22 protein-coding genes are annotated in these 20,898 nt (G+C 51.1%); 10 read left to right on the top strand and 12 right to left on the bottom strand.

The window, feature by feature from the left end; translation table 11 throughout:
* Positions 1-21: 21 nt before the first annotated feature.
* From atpG to BW972_RS05905, 4 genes are all read left to right on the top strand, one after another.
* Complete coding sequence (gene atpG, locus BW972_RS05890; protein WP_076421413.1) at positions 22-909, top strand: ATP synthase F1 subunit gamma; 888 nt, start codon at positions 22-24, stop codon at positions 907-909.
* A 169-nt stretch (positions 910-1,078) separates the two neighbouring features.
* Positions 1,079-2,782, top strand: coding sequence for an alkaline phosphatase PafA (gene pafA, locus BW972_RS05895; RefSeq protein ID WP_076421414.1), 1,704 nt, complete (start codon positions 1,079-1,081; stop codon positions 2,780-2,782).
* 47 nt (positions 2,783-2,829) lie between these two features.
* Positions 2,830-3,402, top strand: a complete 573-nt coding sequence (locus BW972_RS05900; protein ID WP_007653328.1) for an inorganic diphosphatase — start codon at positions 2,830-2,832, stop codon at positions 3,400-3,402.
* A gap of 113 nt (positions 3,403-3,515) precedes the next feature.
* A complete protein-coding gene (locus BW972_RS05905; protein WP_007653326.1) occupies positions 3,516-4,400 on the top strand; it encodes a UbiA prenyltransferase family protein in 885 nt (294 codons plus the stop codon).
* On the opposite strand, the gene BW972_RS05910 is transcribed toward BW972_RS05905, so the two are convergent.
* From BW972_RS05910 to BW972_RS05925, 4 genes are all read right to left on the bottom strand, one after another.
* Entirely contained in the window at positions 4,397-5,908 is a 1,512-nt protein-coding gene (locus BW972_RS05910) for a bifunctional ADP-dependent NAD(P)H-hydrate dehydratase/NAD(P)H-hydrate epimerase (protein ID WP_076421415.1), read from the bottom strand. The two genes, BW972_RS05905 and BW972_RS05910, sit on opposite strands and share 4 nt — an antisense overlap.
* A 145-nt stretch (positions 5,909-6,053) precedes the next feature.
* On the bottom strand, positions 6,054-8,468 hold the full coding sequence (locus BW972_RS05915; RefSeq protein ID WP_076421416.1) for a DUF5686 and carboxypeptidase-like regulatory domain-containing protein: 2,415 nt from the start codon (positions 8,466-8,468) through the stop codon (positions 6,054-6,056).
* Between the two features lie 78 nt (positions 8,469-8,546).
* Complete coding sequence (locus BW972_RS05920; protein ID WP_076421417.1) at positions 8,547-9,404, bottom strand: phosphatase PAP2 family protein; 858 nt, start codon at positions 9,402-9,404, stop codon at positions 8,547-8,549.
* A 146-nt stretch (positions 9,405-9,550) separates the two neighbouring features.
* Complete coding sequence (locus BW972_RS05925; RefSeq protein WP_007653318.1) at positions 9,551-10,756, bottom strand: NADH-quinone oxidoreductase subunit D; 1,206 nt, start codon at positions 10,754-10,756, stop codon at positions 9,551-9,553.
* Positions 10,757-10,973: 217 nt separating this feature from the next.
* Here BW972_RS05925 and BW972_RS05930 point away from each other — a divergent pair, with 217 nt between their 5' ends.
* From BW972_RS05930 to BW972_RS05940, 3 genes are all read left to right on the top strand, one after another.
* Entirely contained in the window at positions 10,974-11,306 is a 333-nt protein-coding gene (locus BW972_RS05930; RefSeq protein ID WP_076421418.1) for a hypothetical protein, read from the top strand.
* Between the two features lie 127 nt (positions 11,307-11,433).
* The gene (locus tag BW972_RS05935; protein ID WP_076421419.1) at positions 11,434-12,114 is read left to right on the top strand and encodes a 2'-5' RNA ligase family protein; all 681 of its coding nucleotides are present in this window, start codon (positions 11,434-11,436) and stop codon (positions 12,112-12,114) included.
* 46 nt (positions 12,115-12,160) lie between these two features.
* Entirely contained in the window at positions 12,161-12,613 is a 453-nt protein-coding gene (locus tag BW972_RS05940) for a GNAT family N-acetyltransferase (RefSeq protein ID WP_076421420.1), read from the top strand.
* 12 nt (positions 12,614-12,625) lie between these two features.
* Here BW972_RS05940 and BW972_RS05945 read toward each other — a convergent pair whose 3' ends face one another.
* From BW972_RS05945 to BW972_RS05955, 3 genes are read right to left on the bottom strand one after another with little or no spacing between them, the layout of a single operon-like run.
* The gene (locus BW972_RS05945) at positions 12,626-13,225 is read right to left on the bottom strand and encodes an NADH-quinone oxidoreductase subunit C (protein ID WP_007658044.1); all 600 of its coding nucleotides are present in this window, start codon (positions 13,223-13,225) and stop codon (positions 12,626-12,628) included.
* Positions 13,226-13,254: 29 nt separating this feature from the next.
* Complete coding sequence (gene nuoB / locus BW972_RS05950; RefSeq protein ID WP_007658043.1) at positions 13,255-13,878, bottom strand: NADH-quinone oxidoreductase subunit NuoB; 624 nt, start codon at positions 13,876-13,878, stop codon at positions 13,255-13,257.
* 49 nt (positions 13,879-13,927) lie between these two features.
* The gene (locus BW972_RS05955; protein ID WP_076421421.1) at positions 13,928-14,440 is read right to left on the bottom strand and encodes an NADH-quinone oxidoreductase subunit A; all 513 of its coding nucleotides are present in this window, start codon (positions 14,438-14,440) and stop codon (positions 13,928-13,930) included.
* A gap of 200 nt (positions 14,441-14,640) precedes the next feature.
* Between BW972_RS05955 and BW972_RS05960 the strand changes: the two genes are divergently transcribed.
* Positions 14,641-16,065: a thioredoxin-like domain-containing protein gene (locus BW972_RS05960; protein WP_076421422.1), complete on the top strand. Its 1,425-nt coding sequence runs from the start codon at positions 14,641-14,643 to the stop codon at positions 16,063-16,065.
* 66 nt (positions 16,066-16,131) lie between these two features.
* On the opposite strand, the gene BW972_RS05965 is transcribed toward BW972_RS05960, so the two are convergent.
* A complete protein-coding gene (locus BW972_RS05965; RefSeq protein WP_007658040.1) occupies positions 16,132-16,764 on the bottom strand; it encodes a YczE/YyaS/YitT family protein in 633 nt (210 codons plus the stop codon).
* A 285-nt stretch (positions 16,765-17,049) separates the two neighbouring features.
* On the opposite strand from BW972_RS05965, the gene BW972_RS05970 reads away from it, so the two are divergent.
* Both BW972_RS05970 and BW972_RS05975 read left to right on the top strand, forming a co-directional pair.
* On the top strand, positions 17,050-17,601 hold the full coding sequence (locus BW972_RS05970; RefSeq protein WP_143731877.1) for a hypothetical protein: 552 nt from the start codon (positions 17,050-17,052) through the stop codon (positions 17,599-17,601).
* A gap of 30 nt (positions 17,602-17,631) precedes the next feature.
* A complete protein-coding gene (locus BW972_RS05975; protein ID WP_007658038.1) occupies positions 17,632-18,312 on the top strand; it encodes a hypothetical protein in 681 nt (226 codons plus the stop codon).
* A 26-nt stretch (positions 18,313-18,338) separates the two neighbouring features.
* On the opposite strand, the gene BW972_RS05980 is transcribed toward BW972_RS05975, so the two are convergent.
* The 4 genes from BW972_RS05980 to BW972_RS05995 all read right to left on the bottom strand — a co-directional run bounded on the left by BW972_RS05980 (position 18,339) and on the right by BW972_RS05995 (position 20,889).
* On the bottom strand, positions 18,339-18,896 hold the full coding sequence (locus BW972_RS05980) for a DinB family protein (protein ID WP_143731879.1): 558 nt from the start codon (positions 18,894-18,896) through the stop codon (positions 18,339-18,341).
* Positions 18,897-18,982: 86 nt separating this feature from the next.
* Entirely contained in the window at positions 18,983-19,534 is a 552-nt protein-coding gene (locus BW972_RS05985) for a Crp/Fnr family transcriptional regulator (protein ID WP_083674084.1), read from the bottom strand.
* An 8-nt stretch (positions 19,535-19,542) separates the two neighbouring features.
* Positions 19,543-20,535: a hypothetical protein gene (locus BW972_RS05990; protein ID WP_040574379.1), complete on the bottom strand. Its 993-nt coding sequence runs from the start codon at positions 20,533-20,535 to the stop codon at positions 19,543-19,545.
* Positions 20,536-20,601: 66 nt separating this feature from the next.
* Positions 20,602-20,889: an acylphosphatase gene (locus BW972_RS05995; RefSeq protein ID WP_007658346.1), complete on the bottom strand. Its 288-nt coding sequence runs from the start codon at positions 20,887-20,889 to the stop codon at positions 20,602-20,604.
* Positions 20,890-20,898: the final 9 nt, after the last annotated feature.

A 20,898-nucleotide genomic window follows, 5' to 3' on the forward strand; every position in this document is an offset into this window, starting at 1 on the left:
TATGCTCATAACATACATAATATGGCAAGTTTAAAAGAGGTTAGAAGCCGCATCACATCGGTACAGTCAACACAGCAGATCACCAAGGCCATGAAAATGGTGGCGGCTGCCAAGTTGAGACGTGCTCAGGACAACATCCTACGTATGCGCCCTTATGCGCAGCGTTTGAGCGGCATCCTGACCAATCTTTCTCAGCTGACGGAAGGCTCTGTATCGAACATTTACTCTGAAAAGCGTGAGGCAAACAGAGTACTTGTAATCGTGGTAACATCTGACCGTGGTTTGGCTGGCGCTTTTAACTCAAACATCATCAAGGCAGCCAATACACTGGCCCAAGGCAAATACCGTAACCAACTGGAGTCAGGTAACCTTACTTTCCTGACGATTGGCCGTAAAGGTGCTGAAGCATTGAGCAAGCGTGGTTACAAAGTGATTGGTGACTTCACCGGCACTTTCGCAAACCTTTCTTTTGACACCGTACGCCTTGCCGCGGAACGTGCCATGGATGGTTTTGTGGCACGTGAGTTTGATCAGGTAGACATCATTTATAACGAGTTCAAAAACGTAGCGACTCAGATCGTACGTAACGAGCAGTTTCTGCCTATTGAAGACAAGCCAGTAGAGGAAACCGCCAGCAGCATGGTATCTGATTATACCTTTGAGCCGTCTAAAGAGCAGATCATTGAGGAGCTTATCCCTAAGTCGCTTAAGATACAGGTATACAAAGCGGTGTTGGAGTCAAACGCTTCAGAACATGGCGCCCGTATGACTGCCATGGACAAAGCAACGGAAAACGCAGGCGAACTGCTGAAAGAGCTGAAGCTTACTTACAACAGGACGCGTCAGGCGGCCATCACCAAAGAGATTCTCGAGATCGTGGGTGGTGCAGAGGCGCTTGCAGCAAAATAAAAGCAAATACCAAATATTGAAGCAACGCCCATCACACCAGGTGGGCGTTCTTTTTTTGGGGATATAATACAGTGTGTTATATTTTTGTTAAAACATCGAGTACAGGAATGTATGCTAGCCGATTAGATGGAAAGTGTTCCCTATATTTGAGAAACTCAACAACATACACATGAAGTTAAGCGGTTTTAAATCCGGCATACAGACATTAGTTGCAGCAGTACTATTAATTGCTGTGCAGGCTTGCACGACAACTAACAGCCCAAGCGTAGCAAGGGAGCAGGGAAACCAACCTGTGATAGGCGTCGAAGGCCGCCCAAAACTGATCGTAGGTATTGTGGTGGACCAGATGCGCTACGATTTTCTGTACCGCTACTGGGACAAGTACAGCGAAGGCGGTTTCAAAAGACTGGTAAGGCAGGGCTTTAACTTCAAGAACAACCAGTACAGTTATGTGCCCACTTACACGGGGCCAGGCCATGCTTCGGTATATACCGGCAGCGTACCCGCCCTTAACGGCATTATTGGAAACTCCTGGTATGATAGAACAACAGGTAAATCCATGTACTGCGTGGAAGACAGGAGCGTGAAAACAGTTGGCAGTACGTCTGATGCTGGACTGATGTCACCTCGAAATCTGTTGACCACCACCATAACCGACGAATTGCGACTATCAAACAACATGCAGTCAAAGGTAATCGGTGTAGCGCTGAAAGACAGAGGATCGATTCTACCGGCTGGCCATACCGCAAATGGAGCTTACTGGTTTGACTCTCCTTCCGGCAACTGGATTACAAGTACCTTCTATGCGGATGCCCTGCCTAACTGGGTACAGGAGTTTAATAATCAAAAGCATCCGGATAAGCTCTTGAGTGAGGTATGGAACACACTGCTGCCAATAGAGCAGTACACCGAGAGCACAGCAGATGATATGGACTGGGAGCGTGCATTGCCAGGTGAAGAAAGACCGGTGTTCCCGCATAACATCCCGGCCATTCGTGGCAAGGATTACGAGCTGATCCGTTCTATACCTGCAGGCAATACATTGACAACCGAGTTTGCCAAGGCAGCCTTACGTGGCGAGAACTTAGGCAAAGGCAATTTCACCGATTTCCTGGCGCTGAGCTACTCCACACCTGACTATACCGGTCACTCCTTTGGCCCTAATTCCATTGAAGTGCAGGATGTATACCTGCGCCTCGACCGCGAAATAGAAGAACTGATTAACCTGCTTGAAAATGAAATAGGCAAAGACAACGTCCTGATTTTCCTGACAGCAGACCACGGAGCAGCCCATGTGCCGGCTTACATGGAGTCGCTTAATATCCCGGCGGGTATAGCTACTTCCGGTATCATGCGCGATTCTTTGGAGCAGCACCTGACCAAACTGTTTGGCAAAGGCCGCTGGGTGGAACGCTACACTAACCAGCAGGTATACCTGGACCGTAAGACAATAGAAGGCAAAAAGCTGACAAGAATAGAAGTACAGGAGGCGGCGGCCAACTATGTGATGCGTTTTGATGGTGTGGCGAGAGCTATAACAGGCGAAGCCATACAGCGTGCTGGCTGGGCTGGCGGTATGATGTCACGCCTGGAGAGCGGCTACAATGCACAGCGCTCCGGCGACGTGATCGTAGTACTACAGCCAGGTTGGTTTGAAGGCTATGGCAGCGGTCCGCAGAAAGGCACTACGCACGGTTCTTACAGTAACTATGACACCCACGTGCCGCTGGTATGGTACGGCTGGAAAGTAAAGCCGGGCGAAAGCTCAGTTGAAACAGCGGTAGCGGATATCGCCCCTACGATTGCCTCATGGCTATACATACAGGAGCCAAATGGCAGTGTGGGGCGCCCCTTACAAGAATTTATGAAGTAACAATACCTGTCGGGACGAAGTAGACGACAGCTTTTAAGAAAGAATATATGATGGAGAATTTAGAAAAAAATAACCCATGGCATAGTGTGAGCTATGGTGAAGAGGCCCCGGCAGTCGTTACTGCTATTATTGAAATCCCGAAAGGTTCGAAAGCAAAGTACGAGCTGGACAAGGAAAGTGGTATGCTGAAACTGGACCGCGTACTTTTCTCTTCGGTGAACTACCCAGCCAACTACGGCTTTATACCTAAAACTTACTGCGACGATAAAGACCCGCTTGATATCCTGGTGATCTGTTCGCTTGACGTAGTGCCCATGTGCCTGATCGATGCGAAGGTGATCGGTGTGATGCGTATGATCGATAACAACGAAGAAGACGACAAGATCATCGCTGTGGCTAATAACGATATGTCTGTGCGTCACATCAACGATATTTCTGAGCTTCCTCCACACACTCTGCTGGAGATGCGCCGTTTCTTTGAAGACTACAAGAAGCTGGAGCACAAAGAAGTGATCGTGGAGCAGTTCCTGGGCCGCGAGCCAGCTTACGAGATCATCAAAGAAAGCATCAGACTGTATGACGCTACCTTCGGTGAAGCTGCACCAAAGAGCACAATCTAGACTTTTACTTTTCCTGTAAAGCCTGATGTGGGATAAAACCTGTGTCAGGCTTTTTTATTTACAGCCGTTCAGCATTTGAAAGCCGTACCTGAATTGCGAACTTGCAGAGAAGAATGCCAGAAAAAGAACACAGCGGGATAAGGCGCCAACAGCCACTGGCAAGTTGGCTTAGAGCAGGTATAGAAGCCTTTCTCTACAGCAGTGTGTTCATTTCACTCTGCGCTTTCGGGTTGACAGTAGAAACCTATCTGCTGACAGGTAATGAAGTATCACTCCCAATGGCGGGCTTTGTGTTTCTGGCAACGCTCTTCACCTACAACACCAGCAGCCTGCAGCGCACCTGGCGCGGGTGGGGGACAAGTATAGCGGGGCAATCCTGGAGCATACGGCATCAGCGGGAATTGACCATGCTGGCATTGCTTAGTTTAGCAGGGGCGGTAGTCCTGTTCTTCATGTACCAACTCCGGATCAACCTGTGGTTTGTGCTGACGCTGGCACTTATCTCAATAGGTTATACTGTGCCGTTGGGGAGTAACCGGATAAAGCCTTTCCGGAGCGTGCCGCTGCTGAAGGTGTTCTTGATCGCTCTGGTCTGGTCTGCCGTTACGGTGCTGTTTCCTCTGATCGATGCTGCTGTGCAGTTGGGCAGCCAGGTAATACTTATATGGCTACGGCGCTTCCTGTTTATACTGGCGCTGGCCTTGCTGTTCGACATCCGCGACTATACCTACGACCGCCGCACCCGCACCCTCACCTTTCCAGGTTTGCTAGGGGAGCACTATACGCGGTATTTGTCCCTCGGGCTCCTCCTGCTATATCTGCTGCTGGTACTGTTGACTGAGCAAGGAGCAATCTTGATCAGCTTAATGAGTGCTGCTCTGGTAGCCGGACTGATCGTGTGGAATGCCTCGGAAGAAAAGCCCCGAATCTACTATGCCTTATTAGCCGATGGTGCCATGCTGGTACATTTTGCCTTCGTATACCTGGCTGTGAGCTAAGAGCGGCTCAGGTGCTGATAGGCTTGTGGCAAATGCTGTATGACATCGGAGGCGATCATAGCGATCTCTCCTACCGTTCCCTTGGCCAGATCACCGGCCAGCCCGTGCAGGTATACGCCCAGCAGGCAAGCCTCCTTCAGGGTATAGCCCTGCGCTACCAGGGCTGTCAGAATGCCGGTCAGCACATCGCCTGTACCACCTGTGGCCATACCTGCGTTGCCTGAAGTGTTGAAGTAAATGTCTCCTTCAGGCGTGGCAATGGCCGAATGGCTTCCTTTGAGCACCATATAGCATTGGTATACCCGGCAGAATTCCCGCAGCTCCTCCAGCCTTTCATATTCATTGTTGCTTTTGCAGACAAGGCGCTCAAACTCTTTGGGGTGCGGCGTGAAGATGACCTTCTCTTTTGGAAGCTGCGCCTTGAGTTTGTCGCTGCTGGCGATCAGGTTGATGGCGTCAGCGTCGATGACCAGGGGCAGATCAGTGGTAGCCAGTAGTTGGCCCAGCATGGTTTTGGTGACACGCTCAGTCCCTATACCCGGACCTATACCTACGGCATTAAACTTCTCCATGGACTCCGGCAGCCTGGACAGGTGCTTGCGGTTGTTGTCAGGGATAAGCATGGCTTCGGGCACGGCCGTCTGCAGAACGTCATAACCAATAGCGGGAGCCTGTACAGTGAGCAAGCCTACTCCGCTACGCAGGCAAGCCCTGGCCGCGAGCACAGCCGCTCCTATTTTGCCATAACCTCCGCAAAGCAGCAGGGCATGTCCGTAGGTACCTTTGTGCGAAAACCTGGTACGTGGCTTTATCAGCTGCTGAATCTCTTTTTGTATGATGTAGTGGAAGTTCGAGCTAGCCTCTGCCAGGTACGACGGGCTCAAACCAATGGGTACAGTGTGCCATTCTCCCACGTACTGCTCATGCTGTGGCAGAAAAAAAGCGAGTTTCGGCAACTCAAAGCTCACTGTATAATCTGCCTGTACGATGGCTCCCTCGGATGGTGTCTGCTTATCGGTGTACAAACCTGAAGGTATATCGATAGCAACAGTGCAGTTACTATGCTTATTGAGCCACTTGATCACATCAGCATAAAGTCCGGTAACAGGTCTGGAAAGACCGGTACCGAACAGGGCATCGATCACACAGGCTTTGTCAGGTATGGTAGGCAGGTCATCTTTTCTCGTAATGTGGTGTGGTGGTACCTCGTGCGGCAGTCGCTCCAGGTTGATCTGAAAATCCCGGGATGTCTCCTGGCCATCGTTAACCAGGTATAGCTGCACATCATAGAGGCGCTGGTGTAGCAGGCGGGCCACTACCAGGCCATCGCCGCCATTGTTGCCGGGGCCGCAGAAGATACAGACAGGGCGCTCCGGCGTAAACTTGTTTTCCAGCCAGCCTGCAAAAGCCCTTGCTGCCCGTTCCATCAATTCATCTGAAGCAATACCTTCCTCGCTGATGGTCTGTGCATCAGCTTCACGGGTTTGTTGAGCGGATAGGATTTTCATACGTTATTTTTATACTTCTGAATCAGTAGATAGTTGTACGCATTTTATGTTCCTATACCTGACGGCACACCTTTGTGAGGTGAGCAGCGAAGGCCGACAGGTATAGCGTCGGAAAGCAGGCTTAAAGCTAACAAAGCTTTTAATATCAAAATGCCAGCGTCGCTGTGAGCTTCAGCTTCAGGTTATCCTTAGCCTGAGGGAGGGCGTAAGGGCCGTAGCGGTAAAAAGCGCCTACCCCGACACCCGAGAAGGCAGAGCTGATGATATTGTTGAGCATCAAACCTGATTCAAAAAAGCCTTTGCGCATGTTGCTGTACTCGAGCGGCTCCAAATCAGGTATAGACTGGCGCAGGTCGCCAATGCCCATGTTCTGCACGAGCACCAAGTCTGGCTTGAAGAGTTTGGTGTTGAGCAGGCGCTTGCCCAAGTCCTGACGCAGGAACAGGGCTACGTAGCGATCAGAAAAGAACTCGTAAGGGCGCATCGTCTCAAAGCCCTCGCCGGCATACACATTGTAGCTGGAGCTATAGCTGCCATAGCCATTGTATAGGGTCACAAAAGGGGCATCGCCCTGCACGAAACCGCCTGCCAGCACAAAACTGGTCTCGCCGAGGCTACGCTGCCGGAAGGATCCTTCAGCACGCAAATCGAACTTGTTGTAGGTGTAACCGTCACTTTCAAGGGCATCAATGCCTTTGGTGTATTGCAGCCAGAGCACAGGATAGCGGCTTGGCATGGGCATTGTGCGGTTGAAGAGCTGCATGTACTGCTCGCCATAGGCAAAGCGCAAGCCTGCCCTCGCTTCGGCCAGGTTGAATTCCGGCGCGGCTATACCTGACTCGGGCGTGAAAAGTGGTAAAGTAGGCCGGCGCTGCTCCTGCCGTATACCTGCCTGCCACTGTACATAGCGCAGCATACGCCCACTCAAACCGGCGCTCCGTTGGGTGGTATAGTCCAGATTTGGCAACAAAACAGGACGCAGGTCGCTGAGCAGACTACGTTCCCGGAAAGGTATGCGACGGCCTCCTGGCTCTTCTACGTCTTCAGCATAAGCAACTGAAAGCGTGAGTTCAGAAGGTTTGTGCAGTTTAACGGCCGCATCAGCCCCATATTTGTGCTCCATGTCGCGCAGGCCGTAGCCCCAGTAGCCACCCACCGTGAAGCGCTCTGAAAGCAGGCTGTTGGTATGGGCGCCTATACCTAGCCGGAGGCCTTCAAACCGACTCACCTTAAGCAAGCGGTTCATGTCCAGACTAATAGGACCGATGGGGAGCTGCTTGGCCATCAGATACTCCATGGTGCGGATGGTGCGGTCCAGCTTTTGCGCCTGCCCCACACTGTCGAGGCGCTGGTAAGTGGTCTGCTCTTTTGAGGAGAGCGAATCAGGGCGATACTGCTGCCAGAGTTGCTCCGGCTGTCGCCAGGCATCCGGGCGCTGCTCCAGGGCAATTACCCCAAAATCGCTCCGGCGCAGGGGTGGGCCCAGGTTTACGTTGGTGATGTAAGTGCGGATGTGCCCGTACGGCTGGTGCCCCCGCATGTAGATCTGCTGCACGGTAATCTCTACATCCAGCTCCGCAGGAAACCACTGCCGGTTATCGACTTTCACAAATTGCTGCTGCAGCTTCAAGCCCCGTTTGTCATCCGCGTGCGACTCGGCTAGCACGTTCTGCACAGCCCAGCCATCGCTGTTGATGTAGAGCAGACCTTTGAGGCCGTTGAAGTTCTTGCCGGGTTGGGGTGCATAGGAGATGATAAAAACAGTGTCCGCTCCCACCACAGCCGTTTCCTGGAGCACAAAGTCATAGCGCTTGGTGCTGCCATTGCTCAGGGGGCTCAGGTAGCGCTTCCCGAAGAACACCGGCATGTCATCATACACTGAAAACTCCCGTGCCTCAGCGGCCACAACGCCAAAGCTAGGCTGCTGCAGCCCTGACACCCGGGTTGCCAGGATGGTTTCCTTTGAAAGGTTCTTGCCTAGCTGCGCATAATCGGTGATGCTCTCCATCAGGAAGAGGTGTTGCCTGGTCAGTAGGTTACGCATGCGCAAAAAAGAAGAGTCCTGCTCTGCCAGGCGCAGCGTATCGCGCAGGTCGAGATCATCCGGTGCGTTGGCAGTCAGGATAAACTTGTTATAGGTGCGGTAGGTATAAGCCGGAATGTTTTCGAGGCGGTGGCGGTCACGGTTCTGGTTGGCCAGCTGTATGATGCGGTGCGCCGGGTTTATACCTGACCGGATCACGACTTCCCGCAGTTGGGCTGCTGAAGGGCGAAGGAGAATATCGAGCTGTGACAGCGAATCAACCGGTACCGTTTGCGGGTTATAGCCCACATAACTGAAACGCAGACTGGTGATGGGGCGGTTGTGCCGGAGCTGGTACTGGCCATCCAGGTTTGAGGTGGTGCCTGTTTCGCCTCCATTGACTACGATGCTCACAAATGGAAGCCGCTCCCGGGTGTTGGCATCGCGTACGGTGCCCTGCACATTGTATACCTGCGCCAGGGAGGTGACGGTACAGAGCAGAAGTTGCAGTAGCAGGAGCAGTCGGAGTGTTGGCATGCAGTAAATATAAAAAGAATTGACGCCTCCCCATAGACAGAGAGACGCCAAACTATACCTGATGTACAGGATGAATGTTTAGAAAGTCACGGACATGGCCATGCCCATTTGCCCATTTGGCAGCACAGTAGGGTACATGGCCGTGTTCAGACCGCCACCCTTGGTGAGTTTGGCCTGTACCCAGTAGACCGTGTTGACGGATATAATGCCCACACCTGCACCGGCCAGTACATCAGATAGCCAGTGGGCATCGTTCAGCACACGCAGCACACCGGTACCACCAGCTATACCATAGCTCACCACACTTACCCAAGGGCTCTTGTGCCGAAACTCCTTGTCCATAAAAGTGGCGATTGTGAACGCATAGGCCGTGTGACCCGAGGGGAAGGCATAGGGCTTACCGTTAGGTCTGTCTCTGTCAGTAAGTTTCTTGGTGGGCCATACGATAGCCGATGCCAATGCTCCGGAAGAAAGGAGCAGCAGCGTTTGGCGCCCGAGTTCGTGCCTGTTCTGAGACGAAATAATGTTGAAGCCATAGAGGCCTACCAAAGGGGCCAGCATGGCAAAATCATCGGCGTTGGTTGCAAACTTAGGGAATACTCTGTGCCGGTAGTTAAAGACATCATCGCTGTTCAGGATACCATCTCCTCCCATGGTATAGATACCGGCACCGATCAGCGCGACGGCAGGTATAACGGCTCGCTTGAGGTAACGCTTGTTGTCACCCTCCAGTCGCTGTGACTCTGTGAAAGGCTTTTTCTGACCGGGGAGTACCGTGTCGCCAGGCGGTACGAAGAAACGTGGGTCTACGGAGATAGACCGGAGCGTATCAGGACCGGGCTTTTTGGAAGGTTTTACCTGGGCAGTTGCCACGGTAGGACCTAGCAGGATTGTGAGCCAAAGTAAGTGTACAGTGAATAGCTGGTTTAATCTCATATACTTGCTATAGGAAATACATCTGGTATTCAGAAGTGCATAAATCAACGCCTCTCTAATTTTTAACGATTAAGAGTAGCATGAGTTTTAAGAAGGGGGTACATAGCACGCCGTAGCATGTACTTCAGCCCGAAGCAGCAAGTAGTTTACCTGTCCACTTCGCCCAGCACGATATCCACGGAGCCCACAATAGCAATCAGGTCGGCTACCATGCAGCCGCGGCTTATTTCGGGTAGTACAGACAGGTTCACAAAGCAGGGAGAGCGGCCATGGCAGCGGAAAGGTACGTCGCTTCGGTCGGTGGTGCGGAAAAAGTAGCCCAGCTCGCCACGAGGTGTTTCGCCCCGGAAGTAAAGTTCCTGTGTGCCGGTCATACGCATCTTCTTGGGGCAAGCCGCCTGCGGATCAAAGTCCGGGGTGCGCTTGTGCTCGCCGAGCAGCGCATCAAGGCACTGGCTGATGATTTTGACTGACTCGCGGCACTCGAGCGCCCGCACGTAGTTGCGATCCCAGCAGTCGCCAGTACTGCCCATGATGCCTTCACCGATCGGTACTTCAAATTCCAGTTCCGGGTATACGCTATACCCATCGACGCGACGTAGGTCGTGGCGCAAGCCAGAGCCACGCAGCATCGGGCCGGAGCAGCCGTAGTTAATGGCCACATCCAGTGGCAGCACACCTACATTGGCAGTGCGGTCAATGAAAATCTTATTAGTTAGCAGGATGGTATCGAGTTCGTCGAGCTTGGGCTGTAGGTAGTTGATAAACTCACGGCAGCGCTCTTCAAAGCCGATAGGCAGGTCATAGTACAGGCCACCTACCCAAATGTAGTTGTAAAGCATGCGGGCTCCAGAGGTCCACTCCAGCAGGCGCTGGATGTGTTCCCGGTCGCGCAGCAGCCACAGAAATGGTGTGAAAGCCCCGATGTCGATGGCGTAGGTACCGATGGCCAAAAAGTGCGAGGCCAGCCGGTTGAGCTCCGTTACCAGCACCCGGATGTACTCTACCCGCTTCGGAATCTGGTCGGTTATACCCAACAGCTTCTCGACGCCCATGCACCACACATGCTCCGAGTTCATGGCAGCCAGGTAATCCATGCGGTCCACGTAGGGGATGGTCTGGTTGTAGGCCATACTCTCGGCGTGCTTTTCGAAGCAGCGGTGCAGGTAGCCGATGTGTGGCGCTACATTGGTAATGATCTCCCCGTCTGTGACTACCTCGAGGCGCAGGACACCGTGCGTGCTCGGGTGCTGCGGCCCCATGTTCACGATCATCTCGCCCGCCCGCAGATTATCTAGGCTGAACTTGTTCGGCTCCGACTGCAGCAGGTATTCTTTGTGCGTGGTAGACAAGGGAGAAATTACTTAAGAGGTTATAGTTATGAGTTAAGCAAAGTTCGGAAAAATGGGTGAATTATGAAGGGAGAGTTTTGCGGAAGACAATAGGAAAGAAAAGTATAGTTTACTGGATATATAGTATATTCGGTAATCCGGTTTGGTTTATTTGTAGAAAACGACAAAAACGGGATGTTTATTCCGTTTATGCACTAGTTGTACAAAATATACATACATGAAAAATCAACTAATCATTATTATTCTGATTCTATTTGGTGTGCTTCCCTCTTGTAAAAAGGACGATGCATCAACAATTTTCTATTGGGATGAAACTGGGTGTGCTGATCCATGGAAACAGAACAGCGATGATACTGAGGAGAAGAGAAAAGTTGAAATAAAAAGATATTTAGAGAATCGTAACGTGAATGTTAAGAATATTGAGTTTGAATTTGATCAGGCCAAACAACAGTTTTGTTATGCATGCAACTGCACAACAGGAAGAGTCATTGTAGTTAAAGTAGCAGGGTCGGACGAACAATTAATGAAAAAGCTAAACTTCTATCAATAATAAAAAAGTACTTCATAAATCAAGGTACAGCCTCTATGCTTAGCTACACCTTGTTCGTAGCCTATCCTAATCGGTTACAAATCACTCATGATAAAACTTATCACTAGTTACTACAACAATTAGCTGCATGCATTTACAAGAGCACTATGATCGACTGTATCAGGATTCGATTCGCAGGATACAATCAGGTGCTTATCAGATTGACGAGTTGATTGATGCTGCCAGTGATAACAGATTTGGGATCACCCTATTGCTGCGGCCAGATGATGTTGTAAAAGGAGAAATTCAGAAGCTGCTCTACAAGCTTAAGCTGATCGAACCAAACCAGTACTTTTATCGGAATTCAGATCTGCATGTGACCGTGATGTCGATCATTTCATGTTATGATGGCTTCGACCTGGGGCAGATTCGGGTGGAAGACTACGTAAAGACTGTCAGAAAAAGTATACATGGGCTGGGTCCTTTTGAAGTAGAATTCAGGGGGCTTACTGCTTCTCCGTCCTGTCTGATGGTGCAGGGGTTTTTAGCGGATAATACGCTTAGTCGGCTTCGTGATAACCTGAGAAGTAACTTCCGGGATTCAGGTTTAGAGCAGTCCATTGACAAACGCTATAGCATACAAACAGCCCACTCGACAGTCGTCAGGTTTAAGGAAGAACTCAGAAATAGAAACGAATTTTTAGGGATGATAGCGAAGCACAGAGAGCATTCCTTTGGGACATCTATTGTCAATACAATTGAGTTAGTATACAATGACTGGTATCAGCGGAAGGAATTTGTGAAAACATTATGCAAATTTGAGCTGTAATAGCATACTGCCGAACTTCGATCGTAGTAAACTCTTCAACATACCCATGCTATACCTGAAAAGAACCGATTCGGATGATCCCGACTTTGTAGCGTTCGTCAGATTGCTCGATGCAGACCTGGCTATTCGGGATGGAGAAGAGCACGCCTTTTATGCACAGTACAACAAGATCGACAAGATAAAGTATGTCGTGCTGGCTTACGAGGACGGGAAAGCCCTGGGCTGCGGCGCCATTAAAGAGTACGAGCCGGGTACTATGGAAGTGAAGCGCATGTATGTGCTGCCAGACAGCCGAGGCAAAGGTATAGCCAGTCAGGTATTGGCCGAATTAGAAGGGTGGGCACGGGAGCTTTCCTATACCCGATGCATTCTAGAAACCGGCCTGAAGCAGCCGGAAGCCATCAGCCTCTACAAAAAGAACGGCTATCAGCTATTCCCAAATTACGGGCAGTATGCCGGGGTAGAGAATAGTGTGTGTTTTGAGAAGATGGTGAACTAAGTTTTTACCCTGCTACGCCTCTGGCTTCTCTCGCTTATCACCAAACGGATCTTCTGAAGAAATCAGCTGTACTGGCTCACCCCGGAAACCGCTGTACTCGTTGTGGTTGTCGTAAGGCACTTTGATTCCGTGGTAGTAGTCCTGTAGCTTGTAATCTTTGCGGAGGGGGTGGCCTTCCCAATCGGCGGCACAGAGGATGCGGCGCATGTCCGGGTGATCTTTAAAGAGGATACCCACCAGGTCGAAGATCTCACGCTCCTGCCAGTCGGCGGTGCGCCAGATGTGGCTCACGGTCGGCACGGTAGGTATAGGCTGCTCCGAAGTATTGTTGCGCGGCACGATCACTTTGAGCATCAGGTGGTGGTCGTAAGGTATAGAGTAAAGATTATACACCACTTCCATGGTGCCGGCCTCGGGACCGTTGTCTATACCTGTCACGCTGGAGAGAAAGTCGAAATAAGTCGCCTCGTTGTCGTGCAACTCCAGGCATACCTCCGCCAGTCGCTTCGTTTGAAGCACCAGATAGGGCTGCAGGTTATTGGCATGCTCCGAAACGATCACCTCCGCACCAAAATGCGCTGCTACAAAGTCCTTTATCTCTCCGAAGGTCATAGTATTGAGTGATTGAGTGAATGTTGGAATTAAGCGGTTGGAATTTGCTGATCGTTCGTTCCTGACCCTGCTTGGTTATCTACAGCTAACGCCTCATTCGTTGCTCTTGTTTCCTCCTTCTTAGCTCCCGTATTATTCGTTCTCCTCGCCATGATCTGCTGCACAGCTCTTGGTTCGCGGATGGTTTCCTGGCGGATGATCTCCTGTAGGCGCAGGAAGCCACCGATCAGCGCCTCTGGCCTTGGAGGGCATCCGGGTACATACACATCCACAGGTATAATGCGATCTACCCCCTTCACTACGTGGTAACCGTGCTCCCAGTAGGGGCCGCCGCAGTTGGAGCAGCTGCCCATCGAAATCACGTAGCGCGGCTCCGGCATCTGCTCATAGAGGCGACGCACGCGGTCAGCCATCTTGAAGGTAACGGTGCCGGCCACAATCATCACATCCGACTGACGAGGCGAGGCACGGGGTATAATGCCGAAGCGATCGAGGTCGTAGCCGGAAGCATAGGCCCCCATCATCTCGATGGCGCAGCAGGCCAGACCAAAGCCCATTGGGAACAGAGATGTGAGTCGCGCCCAGTTGAGCAGATCGTCCAGTTTGGTGATGATCACACCGCCTTCTCCCGTCTTGTCCTGTGGTATATTCAAATCTGAATGATGAATTAAATGTTTTTCTCCTTTGTCACAAACTCTTTTGTCAAGAGGTCTGCTCTCCTGGAGAGGTATTTCTTACCTCGTACTTCCGCTCGTTTACTTGCTGGTATATCTTCTTAGGTATACGGGAGCGGCTTTGCGGCACCACTGGTTTCGGCCTGATCCAGTCGAGGTGGCCTTTTACCCAGGCATAAGCCAGGCCAAGCGCCAGCACACCGATGAAAATGAACATCTCGATCAGCGCAAACCAGCCCCACACACCGTCAGTAGCCTCGATCAGGTCGCGGCGGCCAAACACGGTAGCCCACGGAAACAGGAAAGCGAGCTCCACATCAAAAATGATGAAGATAAGCGCCACCACATAAAACCGCGGGTTGAACTGTACCCAGGAGTTGCCGATCGGCTCTTCACCTGACTCGTAAGTGGTCAGCTTCTCCGGATTGGGTCGGCTGGGGCGGATAAGCCGGGCGGTAAACAGACCGATCACCACAAAGATCGCTCCCCCAATCAGGAAAAGCAGGATCGTTCCGAAATCAGAAAGGTAGGTTTCCTCCATAGCGCCGCAGCAGTTTTACACAAATTTACGATAAAATAACTTCTTGGCATAAGTGCTGTTTTAGCTGCAGGCAAAGGCCACGCACAGGTATAGCAAGACGACTTCAGCACACATACACAAATGCTCCCTGACAGCGTTAAACAAACAACCTTTCCTCATCTATACCTGTACGAGATAATCCACACTTAACGAAACTGCAAATGCTCACCGGACGCGTCAATGCACCAGAAATCAACACCCCGCATGGCTGGCTCAACACCGACCGGAGCTGGTCTATTAAAGACTTCAGAGGCAAGATCGTGTTGCTGGACTTCTGGACCTTTGGCTGCATCAACTGTCAGCACATTGTGCCGGACCTGAAGCGGCTGGAGGATGAGTTTGCCGATGTGCTGGTGGTGATTGGTATACACTCTGCTAAGTTCGACGCCGAAAAGCAGACCGAAACCATCCGGCAGGCTATCCAGAAATTCGGGGTGGAGCATCCGGTGGTAAACGATGCTGACTTTGCCATCTGGAACCAGTACGGTGTGCGGGCATGGCCTACTACGGTGCTCATCGACCCGAACGGAAAGGTGGTGGGGCAGCATGCCGGAGAAGGCGTGTACGATACGGTGCGGCCTTACATCCAGCGCATGAAAGAAGAGTTTATAAACGAGCTAAACCAAACGCCTATACCTGTGCAGACTGAGGTTAAAGAAGCAGGTGTCTTGTCCTTTCCCTCCAAATTGATCAGCGACGCAGCGGGTAATCTATACCTGTCGGACAGCGGGCACAACCGCATCCTGAAGCTGAGCCAGCAGGGGCAGGTGCTCGAAGTGATCGGCAGTGGCGAACGGGGCTTTAACAATGGCGGCTATGCCGATGCGACCTTTAACGAACCGCACGGGCTTGCCCTGCATGGTAGTACGCTCTATGTGGCAGATGCCAAGAACAACGCCATTCGCAAAGTAGACCTGCAGCATCGAATGGTGAGCACAGCCGCCGGCACCGGTGAACTGGAGTACTACTTCCATGACGATAAGCGACGCGAGCCTGTGAACCCCAATAGCCCATGGGACCTGCTCATACACGGGCGCAGCATGTTCATCGCCAATGCGGGCAACCACCAGATCCTGCGCATGGATTTGGAAACTGAGCAGGTATACCGATTTGCTGGAAGTGGTCGTGAAGCTCTCACCGATGGTCTGCTGGACGAAGCTGCCTTTAACCAGCCCAGCGGACTCTCCATCCGGGGAGAGGTGCTCTACGTAGCCGACGCTGAGGCCAGTGCTATCCGCACTGTCAACCTCAAAACAGGTATGGTGCTCACTCCGCTGGGTCGCGGTCTGTTCGACTTTGGCGATGAGGACGGTCATGTGGACGACGCCCTGCTGCAGCACTGCGTGGGGGTAGAGGTGATCGACAGCGACGTGTATATTGCCGATACTTACAACGGCAAGGTCAAAGTGCTCGACATGGAGCGCCACCGTGTGCGCACCCTTGCTGACGGCCTGCACGAACCCAACGACCTGCTATACCTGAACGGCCGCCTCTGGGTCACCAGCACCAACAGCCACCAGCTCTACCAGATCGACCTGCACACAGGAGCAAAGGAAGAGGTGAAAGTAAAGGAGTTAGAGAGTTGAGGGGTTTGGGAGTTTAGGAGTTAAAATATAGCGACGTTTCCTGTTTGGGCGCATTTGTACGGACAGCTATACTTTTACCCTAACTTCAGCCTCAATCAGGTTGTTGCGCATTCTCTGGAAGAAGCGGAGCGTCACCTGGAAGATCGGGCTCATGATGAAGGTATAGAAGAAGGTAGCGATGAAGATCGGTCCTCCCAGCACATAGCCTATACCCAGGATCACACACTCCACCACAATGCGGGTACGACTCACAGACGCGTTCAGCCGCTCCGACAATGCCAGCATGAAACCGTCGCGCGGACCGGCGCCCACACCACCTGCAACATACATTCCGCCGGCTATACCTGCTATCACCACTGAAACAGCCAGGTTCAGGTAGTCGAGTGGCGTATTGGTAGCCGATGGCAGGATGTCGAGCCAGAGGAACATGTCCATGAACGGCCCGACAAGCATTGCATTAAGGAAGGTGCCTATGTTGATATACTTTCGGTTGATAAACCAGGAGATAGCCACAAAAAACAGCCCCACCATCACGCTCCAGGTTCCGATCGTAAAGCCCAGATGTTGAAACAGCGCTACATTGAGCACCTCCCAGGGGTGCAGCCCCAGGTACTTCACCTTCACGGCAATGGCATTGGCAAAGCCGAACAGCAGCAATCCAAGGAAGAAAAAACTATAGCTAACTACTTTTTCGCGCATAATACGGTGGCCCTGTTTACAGCAGGAGCCGGGTTAGAACAAAATCAGGCGCAAGAAAGTTAATTTTGGCCGCAATAAGAACGAAGCCAGGGAGCCAAATACATATTCTAGTGGGTGGTTACCAGATTTAACAAATAAGTATTATATTCAAAGACTGAAAAGTCTTATTAAGTTGATAGAGCAATTATGATGTTGAGGTGGGCGTATACTTGTTGCTTTTGTCTGCTGCTTGGTTCCGGAGCATTTGCTCAAACTGAGATAGTCGACTACATGGGCCGCCCCATTATGGCAAAGCAGTACCTGGACGTGAAGGGCTCGCCTTATCTGGATGACGAATGGCAGGAGGGCTGGGTTAAGCTGGAGGACGGGAAAGAGTACATCGGCGTTCGGCTAAAGTACGACCAGGTTGCGGATGAGCTTATGTTTAGCAACAAGAAAGGGGAGGCGCAGTTGTTTGTGCAGCCTGTCGTGGAATTTGAGCTGATGAAGCGCTTGTTCATGAGAGGGTATGAACCCGTAGATGCTACGCCTTTAGATGCATTTTATGAAGTACTGGCCGATGGCCCCACACAGCTTTTGAAGCGAACAACTAAAACGGTGCATGAGGAGGTACCTTATAGCTCAGCTACAAAAGTAAGAAGCATTATAGAGCAGCAAAGCTACTACCTGGCCGATAGGGAGGGTAAACTGACGAAGCTGAAAAAGGACAAAAAGTCGCTGATCAAGGCCATAGGCAACAGGCAGACTGAACTTGAAGCGTACGTCAAAGCCAATCGCCTGGACCTGAGGCAGGAGCAGGACATGACCAGGCTGGTAACGTACTATAATAACCTGTAATCTTATTTTCAACTTAAAAACAAACGCCCTATGAAAGCTGTCTTCTTACGATTCGGTTTAGTGATGCTGGTTGGCTGCTGCTTTAGCCTTCAGGCGCATGCGCAGTTCACGCATACCAACGACATGGAGGCCCGTCCGGTACACGAGTACAACACCATCACCATGATAGGGTCACCGTACCTGCACAAAGAATGGGCGAAAGGTTCCCTGACACTCAAGAGCGGCACCGTTTATCAGGGCATCGATCTGATGTATGACCAGGTGAAGGACGCCATCATCTTCAAGGCGAAGAACGGAGACGTGAAGGAGCTGCTGGAGCCGGTGCAGGAGTTTAAGATAGGGTATATCGAAAACAACCAACCCGTAGAGCGCACTTTCCGATCAGGATATAGCGGCGACGGCATCTCGGCCAATGCTTTTATGGAAGTGCTGGCTGACGGGCAGGTGTCGCTCCTGAAACGAACTTCCAAAAAGATTTTCGACCGCAAGCACTACAGCTCCGCCACCATCGACAGGGAGGTGCAGGAAAGCGAGGATTATTACATTGCAGTGGGCGACAAGGCAGTAAAAGTGAAGAAATCGAAAAGCTCCCTGCTCTCTGCTATACCTGACAAAAAAGACTACCTGGAAACCTACATCAAATCGAATGCGCTGAACCTGCGCAACGACAGCGACATGGCCAAACTGGTTGCCTACTATAATTCGCTGTAGGCTTTCGTAAAGTTTGTTAAAGATATTTAAGCAGCTGCCTGGTTGACGGGTAGCTGCTTTTTTACTTGCAGGGCTTGCTGCAGGTGCCGCTCCTGGTGCAGCGCCATAAATTCCAACGCCTCCCCAATGCGCAGTTTCAGCAGCTTAAAGAACTCGACAGGTATGGCCTTTTTATTCAGGTTGGTGTTTTTGGCTTTGTTGAGGAGCTGTAGCAGTTCGGTCTGGTGGTCCAGAAACTCCTCCAGCGTTTGGCGACTCAATTGGCTGTTGTTAGGGTTCATGTGGCGCACGGTTTTGCTTTTCTTGCTGTTGTCCGGTCGCACCATATCCAGCGATTTCTTGCCAAGCCAGCTATAGCTGATGCTCTGCTGGGAGTTGTTGCCGGAATTTGCCGTAATGGCCTTTGCCAGTGCCGGGTTGTAATAACGGCTGTAACGGTTCAGGTGCTCGAGGCACTCAAGTATGCTCCAGCTATCCGAAGCTGGTTTGAAGTTGAGGAGGGCAAGCTCCAGTGGCACTAAAGCTGAGATAACAGTGTGCTTCTGATTTTCGACAGTGCGGGAGATTTGGTCTAGGGTATTCATAGCGTTCATCGTTTTATATTGTACGCATCAAAGGTACAGTGTGGCCTAAGTCCAATCCTTGATGAGCGTCAAGATTTACGAAGCGACTACTTGATCCGGCTTAGTGTTTCGGGGGACATGCGCAGGTATGAGGCGATGTACTTTTTGGGGATGTGCTGAAACAGGTGGGGACTCCGCTGCATGACACGCTGCAGGCGCTGCTCAGGCTCAGGCAATAGCAGATCCACTTCCCGCTCTATCTTGCCAACCAATGCCTTTTCGAGCTGCTCATACCAGAAGCGCTTGATGTTTGGTCGCTCCTCCATCAACCGCATAAAATCGGCTTTGCTTATACCTAGCAGTTCACTTTTTTTGAGGGCCTGTATGTAGTAGTCAGATGGTTTGCCATCGACAAAAGAGGGAAACGACACCAGCAAGGTATGGGGGTAGCCAAAGCCTACGCAGATCTCTTCGTCAGGCAAGGGGTAGTAAATGCGCAGCGCCCCGCTCGTCACCAGGTATAGCCCCTGCTCCACCTGCCCCTGCCGTATCAGGAAGTCATACCTATTCAGCAGCATCTTCTTCTTCCAAAGTGGCAGGAAAGCAGCTATGTCGTCGGGGGTGAGGTAAGGGATTTGGTTGAGGAGGGAAAGGGGCATGGGGGAGGTTAAAAAACTAAGGTCTCCTTGGCTGACTCAGAAATGTCTTCGATCACAGCATCAGTCATAAACTTCAATCTTTTTTCTTTTGCCAGATCCTCGACTGCATTGTAAGAGATAAAAGAACACGAGTGGGACAAAAGTAACCGGAATACAGGTCTGGATAGCTCCTGCATTACTTTACCTCTTCTCTCTTCCGGAGCAACGATGTGTGCTTTTATATTTAAGTTCGGCTGTAGCGCCATCAAATCAGCCATCCTGAGTATGCCAGAGTAGATTGAAGTAGTATGCTCCACTTCATACGCACGAACAATGGTGCGACCTTTTATCCAGAGCACATCGATGTTCTCTATCGTTCGGATGGTATCAAGGTCATAATTGAGAGGCAAATCATTTAATACAGAACTCTTCTTTGGCTGCCATATCTCCAAAACTCTGGTTCTGTCGTTTTTCGGAAGCCAAATGCTATACCCCATGCGGTCACCAATATCTGCAAGTAATGCCTGAATTCTGAATGAGTCACGCGAAAGTGGTGCAGGGTCGACTGTAGGGCCAGGCTCAGGACCTACTGCAGGTGGAGTGTTTTCAGCCGGAGCAACCTCCAACGGAATGAAATGATCAATTTTATTGGTCTTGAACTGCCTGTCTAACAAATCACAGGCAGCTTGATCAGTGATAGGTTTTGAGGACTGCACATACTTGATACTCCAATACTTTCCTCCCGTTTCTGATAGTACAGCCATGTCAAAAGGCTTGCAAAACTCAACTTCCTTGATGCTTAGAGTATGCACATACCGCTGACCATCTTGCCAAGGCTTGTGGTTTGTTAATTGATCTAGTTTAAAGCGTGCACCACACAAAGTTCTCTTTCCGACTTTAACAGCCAGGTATACCACGTCGTTTTGTTGAGGCCCTCGGTGCGAAAAGCCTGCTACATTATGCTCAATGCAGATATTGTAGTTTTCAACAGATGTTGAGCAATGGAGAATTCGTGTGCTCATAGTCGTGGATTAAGGCTGATATGTATAGGATAAAGTTAATGTATAATTACACATCATCCAACTCTTTCACCTCCTCTGCTCAAACCGATCAAACCCCCTCAGCCCCTCCTTCTCCTCTACCTCCACTTTCTCTACCCTTGCCCGATCCGGGCCTTGGTGTGCCCATTCCTCCAGTTGTTTCAGTGCTTCGGACTTTCCCTCAGCCTCCAGGTATACGGTGCCGTCGGGTTCGTTCTGCACAAAGCCGTACAGGCCTAGCTCCAATGCTTTGCCTTGGGTGCTGGCTCTGAAAAATACGCCTTGTACCCGGCCATGTATGCGCATGGCCACACGCTTCTTGTCTTTGTTTTCCATCAGGTATAG

The sequence above is a fragment of the Pontibacter lucknowensis genome, from assembly GCF_900156415.1.
In the GTDB taxonomy this organism is placed as follows: Bacteria; Bacteroidota; Bacteroidia; order Cytophagales; family Hymenobacteraceae; genus Pontibacter; species Pontibacter lucknowensis.

Excerpts from the sequence above, each read along its gene's own strand:
- atpG (WP_076421413.1), top strand. The coding sequence starts at position 22 with ATGGCAAGTTTAAAAGAGGTTAGAAGCCGCATCACATCGGTACAGTCA.
- pafA (WP_076421414.1), top strand. The coding sequence starts at position 1,079 with ATGAAGTTAAGCGGTTTTAAATCCGGCATACAGACATTAGTTGCAGCA.
- BW972_RS05900 (WP_007653328.1), top strand. The coding sequence starts at position 2,830 with ATGATGGAGAATTTAGAAAAAAATAACCCATGGCATAGTGTGAGCTAT.
- BW972_RS05905 (WP_007653326.1), top strand. The coding sequence starts at position 3,516 with ATGCCAGAAAAAGAACACAGCGGGATAAGGCGCCAACAGCCACTGGCA.
- BW972_RS05910 (WP_076421415.1), bottom strand. The coding sequence starts at position 5,908 with ATGAAAATCCTATCCGCTCAACAAACCCGTGAAGCTGATGCACAGACC.
- BW972_RS05915 (WP_076421416.1), bottom strand. The coding sequence starts at position 8,468 with ATGCCAACACTCCGACTGCTCCTGCTACTGCAACTTCTGCTCTGTACC.
- BW972_RS05920 (WP_076421417.1), bottom strand. The coding sequence starts at position 9,404 with ATGAGATTAAACCAGCTATTCACTGTACACTTACTTTGGCTCACAATC.
- BW972_RS05930 (WP_076421418.1), top strand. The coding sequence starts at position 10,974 with ATGAAAAATCAACTAATCATTATTATTCTGATTCTATTTGGTGTGCTT.
- BW972_RS05935 (WP_076421419.1), top strand. The coding sequence starts at position 11,434 with ATGCATTTACAAGAGCACTATGATCGACTGTATCAGGATTCGATTCGC.
- BW972_RS05940 (WP_076421420.1), top strand. The coding sequence starts at position 12,161 with ATGCTATACCTGAAAAGAACCGATTCGGATGATCCCGACTTTGTAGCG.
- BW972_RS05945 (WP_007658044.1), bottom strand. The coding sequence starts at position 13,225 with ATGACCTTCGGAGAGATAAAGGACTTTGTAGCAGCGCATTTTGGTGCG.
- BW972_RS05955 (WP_076421421.1), bottom strand. The coding sequence starts at position 14,440 with ATGGAGGAAACCTACCTTTCTGATTTCGGAACGATCCTGCTTTTCCTG.
- BW972_RS05960 (WP_076421422.1), top strand. The coding sequence starts at position 14,641 with ATGCTCACCGGACGCGTCAATGCACCAGAAATCAACACCCCGCATGGC.
- BW972_RS05965 (WP_007658040.1), bottom strand. The coding sequence starts at position 16,764 with ATGCGCGAAAAAGTAGTTAGCTATAGTTTTTTCTTCCTTGGATTGCTG.
- BW972_RS05970 (WP_143731877.1), top strand. The coding sequence starts at position 17,050 with ATGGCAAAGCAGTACCTGGACGTGAAGGGCTCGCCTTATCTGGATGAC.
- BW972_RS05975 (WP_007658038.1), top strand. The coding sequence starts at position 17,632 with ATGAAAGCTGTCTTCTTACGATTCGGTTTAGTGATGCTGGTTGGCTGC.
- BW972_RS05980 (WP_143731879.1), bottom strand. The coding sequence starts at position 18,896 with ATGAATACCCTAGACCAAATCTCCCGCACTGTCGAAAATCAGAAGCAC.
- BW972_RS05985 (WP_083674084.1), bottom strand. The coding sequence starts at position 19,534 with ATGCCCCTTTCCCTCCTCAACCAAATCCCTTACCTCACCCCCGACGAC.
- BW972_RS05990 (WP_040574379.1), bottom strand. The coding sequence starts at position 20,535 with ATGAGCACACGAATTCTCCATTGCTCAACATCTGTTGAAAACTACAAT.
- BW972_RS05995 (WP_007658346.1), bottom strand. The coding sequence starts at position 20,889 with ATGGAAAACAAAGACAAGAAGCGTGTGGCCATGCGCATACATGGCCGG.